The following is a 12675-nucleotide window of genomic DNA, read 5'->3' as shown; positions in this document are numbered from 1 at the left end:
AAAGCCGCCCTGGGTACACACTCAATGCCGCAGTGCAACACTCAACGAGGCGGGCGAAGCCCGCCGAGTGGTTCGCAGCCGCTACAGCCGCTCGATGATCGTGACGTTGGCCGTGCCGCCGCCCTCGCACATGGTCTGCAACCCGTAGCGGCCGCCGATGCGCTCAAGCTCGTTGAGCATTGTGGTGAACAGCTTTGCGCCGGTGGCCCCCAGCGGGTGTCCCAGGGCGATCGCGCCGCCGTTGGGGTTGACCTTCTCCGGGTCGGCCTTGGCCTCCTTGAGCCACGCCATCACAACCGGCGCGAAGGCCTCGTTGATCTCGACGGTGTCGATGTCGCTGATCGAGAGCCCGGTCTTCTCCAGCGCGTAGCGGGTGGCGGGGATGGGGCCGGTCAGCATGAACACGGGGTCGGCCGCGCGGGCACTGATGTGGTGAATGCGGGCGCGGGGTGTCAGCTTGTGGTCTTTGACGGCCTGCTCGGAAGCCAGCAGTACCGCGCTGGCGCCGTCGGAAATCTGACTGGCCATCGCTGCGGTCAGCCGGCCCCCTTCGACCAGGGTCTTCAGGCCGGCCAGCTTCTCCGGCGTCGACTCGCGCGGACCCTCGTCGACCCGGAACGGCCCGGATTCGGTTTCCACGGTGATGATTTCGTTGTCGAAGTGGCCGCCGCGGATCGCCGCGAACGCGCGCTCGTGGCTGGTCAGCGCGTACTGCTCCATCTCTTCGCGCGACAGGTTCCACTTCTCGGCGATCATTTCCGCGCCGCGGAACTGGGAGATCTCCTGATCGCCGTAGCGGTGCAGCCACTGCTTGGATTCGTTGGTCGGCGAGGTGAAACCGAACTGCTCGCCGACCGTCATCGCCGACGAGATCGGGATCCAGCTCATGTTCTGCATTCCGCCGGCCACGATCAGATCGGCCACACCCGCCATGATCGCCTGTGCGCCAAAGGAAACCGCCTGCTGGCTGGAACCGCACTGCCGGTCCACCGTGACGCCGGGGACCTCTTCGGGATAGCCGGCGGCCAGCCACGAGAGCCGGGCGATGTTGCCTGCCTGTCCGCCAATCGCGTCGACGCAGCCGGCGATCACGTCTTCAACGGCGGCGGGGTCGACGTCGACCCGGTCGAGCAGGCCGCGCCATGCGTGAGCACCCAGGTCGACGGGATGTATCCCGGCCAGTGCGCCGTTGCGCTTGCCGACCGCGGTACGCACAGCGTCGATGACGTACGCCTCAGCCATCTTCAGACTCCTTCTTTGGTGATCCCGCCGAGCACGATGGCGAGATACTGTTGGCCCACCTGCTTTGCGGTGAGCGGTCCGCCGGGTCGATACCAGCGCACTGACACCCAGGTGGTGTCACGGATGAAACGGTAGATCAGATCGACTTCGAGGTCGGGCCGGAAGTAGCCCTCCTCGACGCCCTGATTCAGCAACTCGACCCACATCTTGCGCTGTTGCCGATTCATGTCTTCGATGTAGGAGAACCGAGGCTGTGCCAGCAGCCGCTGGGCTTCATCCTGGTAGATGACGACTTGGGCATGCCGGTTCTCGATCGCCTCGAACGACGCCATGAACAGCCCCTTGAGCCGCTCCAGCGGATTGGCTTCGCTGTCCACGATTTCGCGGTATCGGTTGAACAACCAGTCCAGGAAGTCGCGGAGCAACTCGTCGACCATCTCCTCCTTGGAGGAGAAATGGTGGTACAGGCTGCCGGACAGAATGCCGGCACCGTCGGCGATATCGCGCACGGTGGTGGCGCGCAGTCCACGCTCGGCGAACATGGACGCGGCGAGCTTTAGCAACTCGTCGCGTCGGCTGTTGGCCTGTCCGGCCACTCGGTCCACCCGATCAGAGTATCAACCAAGCGCTTGCTTGGCCAGTTGGGATCATGGATGCTGGCTCGACACCGAGATGACCTCACCGGTGAGGTAGCTGGAGTAGTCACTGGCCAGGAACGCGATGGTGGCCGCTACTTCCCACGGCTCGGCGGCCCGTCCGAACGCCTCACCGGCGGAGAGCCGGTCGAGCAGGTCGGACGACGTCGTCTTGTCCAAGAACTTGTGCCGCGCGATACTCGGCGACACCGCGTTGATCCGGACGTCGTACTCGGCGGCTTCTATTGCGCTGCAACGGGTTAGCGCCATCACGCCGGCCTTGGCCGCTGCATAGTGCGCCTGCGAGTGTTGCGCCCGCCAGCCCAGAACGCTGGCGTTGTTGACGATCACTCCGCCGTGCGGCGCGTCGCGGAAGTACCGCAACGCCGCGCGGGTGGCACGGAACACCGACGTCAGCGTCACGTCCAGGACGCGGTCCCACTCGTCGTCGGTCATGTCGGCCACCGGCGTCTGCCCGCCCAACCCGGCGTTGTTGACCAGCACGTCGATGCGCCCCATGCGCGCGGTGGCCGAGTCGATCAGGGCATCGACCGCGGCGGTCGAGGTCACGTCGCACACCACGTGCTCGACGCGCCCCTGGCCCAGCGCGGACAGCTCTTCGGCGGCCTCCCCCAGCCTTCGCTCGTGGTGGTCGGAGATCACCACGTCGGCGCCCTCGGCCAGGGCCCGGCGTGCGGTCGCCGAGCCGATCCCGGTGCCCGCGGCCGCGGTCACGACCACCACCTTGCCGGTCAAGAGCCCGTGTCCGGCAATCTCTTTCGGTGCTTCGGCCAAACTCATCCCTTAACCTCCCGGGGTAAGCCGAGTACCCGCTCGGCGATGATGTTGCGCTGGATCTCGTTGGATCCGCCGTAGATGGTGTCGGCGCGGGTGAACAAGAACAGCCGCTGCCACTCGTCGAATTCACCGTCCGTCAGGGTCAGGCCGGGCTTGCCGATGATGTCCATCGCCAGCTCGCCCAGATCGCGATGCCAGTTGGCCCACAACAGCTTTGACACGTTGTCCTGGCCGGGCTGCTCAACGTCCATGGTGGCCAGCGCGTAGCTGCGCATGGCCCGCAGGCCGGTCCAGGCCCGAGTCAGCCGTTCTCGGATAAACGGGTCGTCGGCGGCACCGTTGCGCTGGGCCACCTCGGCCAGATTGGAAAGCTCACGGGCGTAACGGATTTGCTGCCCCAGCGTCGACACTCCGCGCTCGAAGGTCAACGTCCCCATCGCGACCCGCCAGCCGTCGCCCGGCTCGCCGACCACCAAGCCGGCCTCGGTGCGGGCGTCGTCGAAGAAGACCTCGTTGAACTCCGCGGTGCCGGTGATCTGGACGATCGGTCGCACTTCCACGCCCGGCTGGTCCAGCGGCACCAGCAGATACGACAGGCCGGCGTGCCGCTTGGAGCCCTTCTCGGTGCGCGCGACCACAAAACACCACTGCGACAGGTGGGCCAGCGACGTCCACACCTTCTGGCCGTTGATCACCCACTCGTCGCCGTCAAGTTCGGCGGTGGTCGCCACGTTGGCCAGGTCGCTGCCGGCGCCTGGCTCCGAATAGCCCTGGCACCACAGCTCGGTGACGTCGAGGATGCGCGGCAGGAAACGCTGCTGTTGCTCGGGTGTCCCGAACGCGATCAGCGTCGGGCCGAGCAGCTCCTCGCCGAAGTGATTGACCTTGTCCGGAGCATCGGCCTTTGCGTACTCCTCGTAGAACGCCACCCGGTGCGCGGTCGAAAGCCCCCGGCCACCGTGCTCGACCGGCCAGCCCAGACAGGTCAGCCCCGCCGCCGCGAGATGCTGATTCCATGCCCGTCGTTCTTCGAATGCCTCGTGCTCACGCCCGGGGCCGCCAAGACCCTTGAGTGCTGCGAATTCGCCGACCAGATTGTCGGCGAGCCAACCGCGGACCTCCGCCCGGAACTCCTCGACGTCCTGCATGCCCTGTAGGCTAACCTACCAAGCACTTGCTTTGTTAGGAGTATCCCGATGACCGACGATCCGCGCACTGTGCCCGCGGCGTTGGATCATTTCGTGGACCAATTCCCCGACCAGGCCGCGCTGATCACCGACGACCGGTCCTTCACCGCCACCGAACTGCGCGACGAGGTACACCGCGCGGCCGCGGCCCTGATCGCACTCGGCGTCGAGCATGGCGATCGGGTGGCCGTGTGGTCGCCGAACACCTGGCACTGGGTCATCGCCTGTCTGGCGATTCATCATGCCGGCGCCGCAATGGTGCCACTGAACACCCGCTACACCGCATCGGAGGCCAGTGACATCCTGGCGCGAACCGGTGCGCCGGTGCTGTTCGGGATGGGGCAATTCCTCGGCAACGATCGCCTGGGCGACCTGGACCGCGCCGCACTGCCGGCGCTGCGGCACATCGTCCGGATTCCGATCGACGCCGACGACGGAACCTGGGACGAGTTCATCGCCGGCGGCTCCGACCCAGAGGTCCAAGCCGCGGTGATCACTCGTGCCTCCGCCGTCGTCCCCGACGACGTCAGCGACATCCTGTTCACGTCCGGAACCACCGGCCGCAGCAAAGGTGTGCTGTGCGCGCACCGGCAATCGCTGTCGGCCTCGGCGTCATGGGCCGCCAACGGCAAGATCACCAGTGACGACCGCTACCTGTGCATCAACCCGTTCTTCCACAACTTCGGGTACAAGGCCGGCATCCTGGCCTGCTTGCAAACCGGTGCGACGCTGATTCCGCATCTCACCTTCGATCCATTGCGCGCCCTGCAGGCAATCGAGCAGCACCGCATCACCGTATTGCCCGGGCCACCAACGATTTACCAGACGCTGCTCGATCACCCGGCGCGCCACGACTACGACCTGAGCTCGCTGCGGTTCGCGGTGACCGGCGCGGCCACCGTTCCGGTTGTGTTGGTGGAGCGCATGCAATCCGAGCTCGACATCGACATCGTGCTGACCGCCTATGGCCTGACCGAGGCCAACGGCATGGGCACCAGTTGCCGCGCCGACGATGACGCCGTGACCGTCGCCACCACGTGCGGGCGTCCGTTCGCCGGCTTCGAATTGCGCATCGACTCGGCGACTGCCGGCGAATCCGGGGAGGTGCTGCTGCGCGGGCCGAACGTGATGCTGGGTTACCTCGACGACGCGGCGGCCACCGCCGCGGCCATCGACGCCGAAGGCTGGCTACACACCGGCGACATCGGCGTCCTCGACAAGGCCGGCAACCTGCGCATCACCGACCGGCTCAAGGACATGTACATCTGCGGCGGGTTCAACGTCTACCCCGCCGAGATCGAACAGGTGCTGGCCCGCATGGTTGGGGTGGCCGACGCCGCGGTGATCGGAGTACCCGACGAGCGCCTCGGTGAGGTGGGGCGCGCGTTCGTGGTGACCCGGCCGGGCGCAAACCTCGAAGAACAGTCAGTAATCGCTTATACCCGAGAACATTTGGCGAACTTCAAGGCACCGCGGTCGGTGCGGTTCGTCGACGCGTTGCCGCGCAATGCCGGCGGCAAGGTACTCAAACCACAACTGCGAGAGTTGGCCTGAATTGGATCTGGAACTCGACGAAGAGACGCTGGCGTTTGCGGCCGAAGTGCGGGACTTCCTCTCGGCCAACGCCGACTCGATCCCGACGAAGTCGTACGACAATGCGGAAGGCTTTGCCCAGCACCGTTATTGGGACAAGGTGCTGTTCGACGCCGGCCTGTCGGTGATCAACTGGCCGAAGAAGTACGGGGGCCGTGACGCGCCGCTGCTGCACTGGGTGGTCTTCGAGGAGGAGTATTTCAGGGCCGGAGCACCGGGCCGGGCCAGCGCCAACGGCACCTCGATGCTGGCGCCGACCTTGTTCACGCACGGCACTGACGAGCAGCTGGACCGAATTTTGCCGAAAATGGCTAGCGGCGAACAGATCTGGGCCCAGGCCTGGTCGGAGCCCGAGTCCGGTAGCGACCTGGCGTCGTTGCGGTCCACCGCGGCTAAGACCGAGGGCGGCTGGTTGCTGAACGGCCAGAAGATCTGGAGCTCGCGGGCGCCGTTCGCCGAGATGGGCTTCGGGCTGTTCCGGTCCGACCCCGCCGCGGAGCGGCACAACGGGCTGACGTACTTCATGTTCGACCTCAAGGCACAGGGTGTGACCGTGCGGCCCATCGTGCAGCTGGGCGGCGACACCGGCTTCGGTGAGATCTTCCTCGACGACGTCTTTGTCCCCGACGAGGACGTCATCGGCACCCCCAACGACGGCTGGCGCGCCGCCATGAGCACGTCGAGCAACGAACGCGGTATGTCACTGCGCAGCCCGGCCCGCTTCCTGGCGGCCGCCGAACGGCTGGTGCAGCTCTGGAAGGACAGCGGCTCCCCCGATGCCCTTGCCGACCGCGTCGCCGATGCCTGGATCAAAGCTCAGGCTTACCGCCTGCAGACGTTCGGTACGGTGACCCGGCTGGCAGCCGGGGGCGAGCTGGGCGCCGAATCGTCGGTGACCAAGGTGTTCTGGTCCGACCTTGACGTCGCGATCCATCAGACCGCGTTGGACATCCGGGGCGCCGACGGCGAGCTAGCCGGGCCGTGGACCGATGGCTTGCTGTTCGCGCTGGGCGGCCCGATCTACGCCGGCACCAACGAAATTCAGCGCAACATCATCTCCGAGCGGCTACTGGGCCTGCCGCGCGAAAAGTCCGGAGGCAAGAAGTGAAATTTGCGCTCGACGAACAGCAGCGCGACTTCGCGGCCAGCATCGATGCCGCTCTGGGCGCGGCGGACCTGCCCGGCGCGCTGCGCGCTTGGTCGGACGGAGACATCGCGCCCGGTCGCAAGGTGTGGGAGCAGCTGGCCAACCTCGGCGTCACCGCGCTGGTCGTGCCGGAGAAATTCGACGGCCTCGACGCCCACCCGGTGGACCTGGTGGTGGCGCTCGAACGCCTCGGACGCTGGTGTGTGCCCGGCCCGGTCACCGAATCCATTGCCGTAGCACCGATTTTGCTCGCCGGCGACGAACGCAGCGCCGAGCTGTCGTCCGGTGAACTGATCGCGACGGTCGCGCTGCCGCCGCACACGCCGCGCGCCGTTGACGCCGAGGCCGCCGGACTGGTGCTGCTAGCCAGCGACAAGGGCGTCAGCGAGGCGACCGCGGGCGAGTCCCACCGGTCCGTCGACCCCAGCCGGCGTCTCTATGACGTGGCTGCAAGCGGCGAGGCTTGGCAGGCAGATATCAAGCGCGCCTACGAGTTCGGGGCCTTGGCGACCGCCGCGCAGCTGGTCGGTGCCGCCGAGGCGCAGCTGAATGACACCGTCGAATACGCCAAGCAGCGCAGCCAGTTCGGTCGGGTGATCGGCTCGTATCAGGCGATCAAGCACAAGCTGGCCGACGTGCACATCGCGATCGAACTGGCTCGCCCCCTGGTGTACGGCGCCGCGCTGGCACTGGCCGATGATACGAGTGCTGCCGCGCGCGACGTGAGCGCGGCCAAGGCCGCGGCGTCCGACGCCGGTCTGCTGGCCGCCCGCTCGGCGTTGCAGACGCACGGCGCAATCGGTTTCACCCAGGAACACGACCTGTCACTATGGTTGCTGCGGGTGCAAGCTTTGCGATCGGCCTGGGGCACGCCGGAGGCGCACCGGCGCCGAGTGTTGGAGGCATTGTGAGTCGCGCCGTCGACGATGCAGAGCGAAGCGATGTGGGGGTACGCCCCCAGAGGGAGGTACCCCCACCCGCTTGCGGGGGAGAGGAGCGGCGCCATGACTGAAGAACGGGAGCTGCTGGCCGAAACCGTCGCCGCGCTGGTCACCAAACACGCCAACCCCGCGGCGGTCCGCGCGGCGATCGAATCCGAGCGCGGCTATGACGAGTCGCTGTGGCAGCTGTTGTGCGAGCAGGTCGGTGCCGCCGCGCTGGTAATACCCGAGGAGCTGGGCGGGGCCGGCGGTGAATTAGCCGACGCCGCAACGGTTCTGCAAGAGCTTGGCCGCGCATTGGTGCCCTCCCCGCTACTGGGCACCACGTTGGCGGAGCTGGCACTGCTGGCCGCACCCGAGCCGGACGCCCAAACGCTGGAATCGCTCGCCGAGGGCAGCTCGATCGGGGCGCTGGTCCTGGACGCCGACTACGTGATCAACGGCGACATCGCCGACGTCGTCGTCGCCGTCGACGACGGCCAGCTGAGCAGGTGGACCCGATTCGACGCGCAACCCATGACCACGATGGACCCCACCCGCCGGCTGGCCCGGGTCCAGCCCGAGGACAGCGTCACGCTGGGCCCCGACCCCGGCCTGGCCGACATCGCGGCCATCCTGCTGGCGGCCGAGCAGATCGGGGCCGCCGAACGCTGTCTGGAGCTGACCGTCGAATACGCCAAGAACCGGGTGCAGTTCGGCAGGCCGATCGGTAGCTTCCAGGCGCTCAAGCACCGGATGGCCGATCTGTATGTCGCGATCGCCGCGGCCAAGGCCGTGGTGACCGACGCATGCAGCGACCCCACTCCCACCAACGCCGCAACAGCTCGGCTGGCCGCCAGCGAGGCGCTGTGTACTGTGACGAGCGAGGGCATCCAGCTGCACGGGGGCATAGCGATTACCTGGGAACACGACATGCATTTCTATTTCAAACGCGCGCACGGCAGCGCACAGCTGCTCGACTCGCCGCGAGAGGTGCTGCGCCGGCTGGAATCCGAGGTGCTCAAGACGTCGTGAACGGCTCCGTCGCGCTGCGCGCCGGCATCCCGCCATTCCATGTGATGGATGTTTGGCTGGCGGCCGCAGAGCGTCAGCGCAGCCACGGCGACTTGGTTAACCTGTCGGCGGGCCAGCCCAGCGTGGGCGCTCCCGAACCGGTGCGTGCCGCCGCGGCGGCCGCCCTGCATGGCAAGCAGCTGGGTTACACGGTGGCCTTGGGCATTCCGGAGCTGCGCTCCGCGATTGCGGCGAATTACCAACGCCTGCACGGTATCTCCGTCGAGTCCGACGCTGTGGTGATCACCACGGGCTCCTCGGGAGGGTTCCTGCTGGCGTTTCTCGCGTGCTTTGACGTCGGCGATCGGGTGGCACTGGCCAGTCCGGGCTACCCGTGCTATCGGAACATCTTGTCCGCGTTGGGATGTGAGGTAGTGGAGATCCCGTGCGGTCCAGAGACCCGATTCCAGCCCACCGCGCAGATGCTCGCCGAACTCGACCCACCGGTACGCGGCGTCATCGTCGCCAGCCCGGCCAATCCCACGGGAACCGTCATACCGCCCGAGGAGCTGGCGGCGATCGCGTCCTGGTGTGACGCCTCCGGCGTGCGGCTGATCAGCGATGAGGTCTACCACGGACTGGTCTACCAGGGAGCCCCGCAGACCAGCTGTACCTGGCAGACATCGCGAAATTCCGTGGTGGTCAACAGCTTTTCCAAGTACTACGCGATGACCGGCTGGCGGCTGGGCTGGCTGCTGGTGCCACCCGAGTTACTTCGCGCGGTGGACCGCCTGACCGGGAACTTCACCATCTGCCCGCCCACGCTGTCGCAGGTCGCCGCGGTGGCGGCGTTCACCCCGGAGTCGACCGCCGAAGCCGACGGGAACCTGAACCACTACGCGGTCAACCGCTCGCTGCTGCTCGACGGGCTGCGCGGAATCGGCATCGACCGGCTGGCACCGACCGACGGGGCGTTCTACGTCTACGCCGACGTCTCGGAATTCACCGACGACTCGCTCGCGTTCTGCTCGAAGTTGTTGGCCGACAACGGGGTTGCGATCGCTCCCGGTATCGACTTCGACACCGAGCAGGGCGGCAAGTTCGTCCGGCTGTCGTTCGCCGGACCGACGAGTGACATCGAAGAAGCCGTGCGCCGAATGGGGCCGTGGCTGTCGGTCAGCGGTTGAACTTGCCCGCGAGGTATTCGGCCCGGCAGGCGCTACGGGCGAGTTTGCCGCTCGTAGTGCGGGGAATGGTGCCGGCGGCCACGAGCCGCACGTCGGCTACGCGGACCTGGTGGTTGCGCGAAATGGTCGCTCGCACAGTGTCCGCGATCGAACTCAGATCGGTACGGCCCGCGCCCGGTGCCCGCTCGGCGATCACCACCAACTGCTCGCCGGAGCCGCCATCCGGAGATGCGAGCACGTCGGCGGGAACCGAGAACGCGGCGACATAGCCGGTACGGACGGCGGGCGACGAGTTGCTGACCGAGGTCTCGATGTCGTGCGGGTAGTGGTTGCGACCATCGATGATGATCAGGTCCTTGATCCGGCCGGTCAGGTACAGCTCGCCGTCGACGTAGACACCGAGATCACCGGTCGCCAACCAGCAGCCCTTGTCGGCGGCGCCCTCGGCATGGCTGCCGGCGGCGAGACGGGAATGCAGCTTGTTGCCGAACACGCGTCGCGTCTCGTCCTCGCGCCCGAAGTATCCGCGACCGATGTTGTTGCCCTGCAACCAGATTTCGCCCACGGCGCCGTCCGGCACCTCGCTGCCGTCCGGGTCGGTGATCACCACCCACTGATCGGGGATCGGCTGCCCGCACGACACCTGTGCGACAGCGCCCGGATCCTCGGGGGCCACGATCACCGCGTGGCCCGCGCCGAGCTGTTCGCGGTCGAGGAAGATGGCGCTCGCCGCGGCCTCCTGGGAGATGCTGGCCACCGAGAGCGTCGCTTCCGCCATCCCGTAGGACGGCTTGACGGCGTTGGCGGGCAGACCGTAGGGAGCAAACGCCTTGGTGAACTTCTCGATCGCCGGCATAGTGACGGGCTCGGACCCGTTGAGGACGCAGACAACGTTGCTGAGGTCGAGGGTCTCGCCCGCCGGCGGCAGACCTCGCTCGGCTGTCAGCTCGAAGGCGAAGTTCGGCGCCGCCGCAAAGGTGCGGCCGTAGCTCGCCTCGATCCCAAGTTGTTTGATCCACCGGTAGGGCCGGCGCAAAAACGCCATCGGGTCCATGAGCGTGACCTGCGCCCCGAAGAACGCCGTGAACATGATCATCATCAAGCCCATGTCGTGGTACAGGGGCAGCCAGCTCACCGTTCGGACGTCCACATCCAGCGCACCGGTCATGACCATCTGCATCGCGTTCGTGTAGACGGATCGATGGGTGATCTCCACGCCGGCCGGTGACCGCGTCGAGCCCGACGTGTACTGCAGGTAGGCGATGTCGTCGGTGTCGAGGGCCGCGCCGGAGAACGTCGAACCGAGCGTCTCCGGCAGTGCGTCCACCGCGATGATCCGCGGTCGCTCGTTGGGCGCCAGCGTCCGGATGAACGTCCGAACCGACTCCGCGACGGCGGTCGTGGTCAACACCGCGGCGGGCCGGGCGTCGGCCAGCACCGCAGCCAACCGCTCGGCATGCCCCGACATGGTCGGCGCAAAGAGCGGGACCGCGATATTGCCCGCATAGACAGCACCGAAGAACGCCGCCACATAATCGAGGCCCTGCGGCGCGAGGATCGCCACGCGATCCCCCGGCTTGGTGACCTGCTGCAGCCGGGCGCCGATTGCGCAGACCCGGGCCCACAGCTGATTCCAGCTGAGCACTTCCGGCCGGCCATCCGGTTCCTGCGAGTAGTCAAGGAAGCGATATGCCGGACTGTCGCCGTGCTCGGCCCGGTTGCGGTCAAAATACGAGGTCAACGTCAAACCCTCGGGCACGGCGATGGCGCCCGCGCGCAACGCGAAAGGGTCCACAGCGCCCGAAGTGGGCACGACGTCCTCCAAGCAGAGTTCCCGACTCACGGTAGGACAGATTAATCCGCGCATGTGTTATTTGCCGCACCGGTTCGCTATGGCGGAGATCACGATCGGGCCACTATCGGCCCAATTGTCACTGCTCGGGGCCTGTTAGCGCTGCCAAAACAGTACGGGCAGATTTGCTCGACCGCCGTTTTCGGGCCCCGATTTTCGCCCGCAGAGGGCGCTCAATTGCCGAAAATATTGGCGATGCGCTCTTCGAGCACACCGCGTTCGCCGACATCGCCGATATTGATTCCGAACCGATCGCTAAGGACGTCAATGACCGCGGCCGCATCGTCGAGAACGATCTTTTCGGTCCCACCGTCGCGATGGATGGCCAGGTTGCGGCCGGACAGGTTGATCCGGGCGTCGTCGCTGACGAGTGCGACCATCAGGCCGGTCACGAAGTGCGAGGCGGGGTTTGTCGAGACGTACCAGCTACCCATCTTCAGATCGATCTGCGGGCGGGTTTGGGTGGTGAATTCGTACAGCGACTGCCACTCACCACGGATCTGGGCCTGCAGCACCAGGCCGTCGCCGCGGTCCTCGAGCCGGTAGGGCTCGTGCGTTGTCTGCTGGACGTTGCCGGTTTCTAAGCGGATGGGAGACGTCAGGGTCTGACCGCCGAAGCCAACGTCGACGAGATAGGACCCCAGCGAGCCGGGGAACGTCACGGCCAACACGGTGTGGGTCTGGGCCGGCAACGGCGCGGCGGGCGGCAGCATCCAGATCACCCGCCCGGCCAATCGGCGCACCTGAAAGCCCACCTCGGCCAGCGCGTAACCCATCAGCCCGTTCTGCTCGTAGCAATAGCCGCCCCGGCGCCGGTGAACCAGCTTGTCGACCAGTGCGTCCGGGCTCAGATCGTCGACCGGCACGCCCAGCACCGGGTCGAGGTTCTCGAACGGGATGGCCTGCGTGTGAGCAGTGATCAGACCTTGCAGCACCTCGAGGGTCGGTTCGACGGCACCGCGATAGTTGATGCGGTCGAAGTACGCGGTCAGATCCAGTGTCATGGGTCCATTCTGGCCGAGGGTCGACCGACAGAAAACCCACGGCGCGCGAAGGTGTTTGGGTCAAATTCATGCCCCACTGGTGCCGTTCGGCTGACG

General features: G+C 66.7%; 11 protein-coding genes. 5 read left to right on the top strand and 6 right to left on the bottom strand.

What is annotated here, in order from left to right:
* Window positions 1–81 precede the first annotated feature (81 nt).
* The 4 genes from fadA6 to ipdE1 are packed head-to-tail and all read right to left on the bottom strand — an operon-like array spanning window position 82 to window position 3823.
* Window positions 82–1242, bottom strand: a complete 1161-nt coding sequence (fadA6, locus tag ACZY0B_RS01555; RefSeq protein ID WP_463762169.1) for a steroid 3-ketoacyl-CoA thiolase FadA6 — start codon at window positions 1240–1242, stop codon at window positions 82–84.
* Between the two features lie 2 nt (window positions 1243–1244).
* Window positions 1245–1847, bottom strand: a complete 603-nt coding sequence (gene kstR2 / locus ACZY0B_RS01550; protein ID WP_463762168.1) for a TetR family transcriptional regulator KstR2 — start codon at window positions 1845–1847, stop codon at window positions 1245–1247.
* A gap of 42 nt (window positions 1848–1889) precedes the next feature.
* Complete coding sequence (gene ipdF, locus ACZY0B_RS01545) at window positions 1890–2678, bottom strand: (5R,7aS)-5-hydroxy-7a-methyl-1-oxo-2,3,5,6,7,7a-hexahydro-1H-indene-carboxyl-CoA reductase (RefSeq protein WP_463762167.1); 789 nt, start codon at window positions 2676–2678, stop codon at window positions 1890–1892.
* Window positions 2675–3823 carry an acyl-CoA dehydrogenase IpdE1 gene (gene ipdE1, locus ACZY0B_RS01540; protein WP_463762166.1) on the bottom strand — a complete coding sequence of 383 codons (1149 nt, stop codon included), beginning with the start codon at window positions 3821–3823 and terminating at the stop codon, window positions 2675–2677. The genes ipdF and ipdE1 overlap by 4 nt, the downstream gene beginning before the upstream one ends.
* 48 nt (window positions 3824–3871) lie before the next feature.
* On the opposite strand from ipdE1, the gene fadD3 reads away from it, so the two are divergent.
* The 5 genes from fadD3 (at window position 3872) to ACZY0B_RS01515 (ending at window position 9723) form a co-directional block, all read left to right on the top strand.
* Window positions 3872–5416, top strand: coding sequence for a 3-((3aS,4S,7aS)-7a-methyl-1,5-dioxo-octahydro-1H-inden-4-yl)propanoate--CoA ligase FadD3 (gene fadD3, locus ACZY0B_RS01535; protein WP_463762165.1), 1545 nt, complete (start codon window positions 3872–3874; stop codon window positions 5414–5416).
* Window position 5417: 1 nt separating this feature from the next.
* Window positions 5418–6563, top strand: coding sequence for an acyl-CoA dehydrogenase family protein (locus ACZY0B_RS01530; protein WP_463762164.1), 1146 nt, complete (start codon window positions 5418–5420; stop codon window positions 6561–6563).
* Window positions 6560–7513: an acyl-CoA dehydrogenase family protein gene (locus tag ACZY0B_RS01525; protein ID WP_463762163.1), complete on the top strand. Its 954-nt coding sequence runs from the start codon at window positions 6560–6562 to the stop codon at window positions 7511–7513. The genes ACZY0B_RS01530 and ACZY0B_RS01525 overlap by 4 nt, the downstream gene beginning before the upstream one ends.
* A 93-nt stretch (window positions 7514–7606) precedes the next feature.
* Window positions 7607–8557 carry an acyl-CoA dehydrogenase IpdE2 gene (gene ipdE2 / locus ACZY0B_RS01520; RefSeq protein ID WP_463762162.1) on the top strand — a complete coding sequence of 317 codons (951 nt, stop codon included), beginning with the start codon at window positions 7607–7609 and terminating at the stop codon, window positions 8555–8557.
* Window positions 8558–8601: 44 nt separating this feature from the next.
* A complete protein-coding gene (locus tag ACZY0B_RS01515) occupies window positions 8602–9723 on the top strand; it encodes a pyridoxal phosphate-dependent aminotransferase (RefSeq protein ID WP_463762375.1) in 1122 nt (373 codons plus the stop codon).
* On the opposite strand, the gene ACZY0B_RS01510 is transcribed toward ACZY0B_RS01515, so the two are convergent.
* Both ACZY0B_RS01510 and ACZY0B_RS01505 read right to left on the bottom strand, forming a co-directional pair.
* Window positions 9713–11590, bottom strand: coding sequence for a fatty acyl-AMP ligase (locus ACZY0B_RS01510; protein ID WP_463762161.1), 1878 nt, complete (start codon window positions 11588–11590; stop codon window positions 9713–9715). The genes ACZY0B_RS01515 and ACZY0B_RS01510 overlap by 11 nt on opposite strands.
* Window positions 11591–11748: 158 nt before the next feature.
* Window positions 11749–12579, bottom strand: a complete 831-nt coding sequence (locus tag ACZY0B_RS01505) for an arylamine N-acetyltransferase family protein (RefSeq protein WP_463762160.1) — start codon at window positions 12577–12579, stop codon at window positions 11749–11751.
* Window positions 12580–12675: the final 96 nt, after the last annotated feature.

The sequence above is a fragment of the Mycobacterium sp. IDUB_19 genome (genome assembly GCF_055419445.1).
The sequence above is the reverse complement of the archived record's forward strand: the minus strand, read 5'-3'. Positions and strand labels throughout refer to the sequence as shown.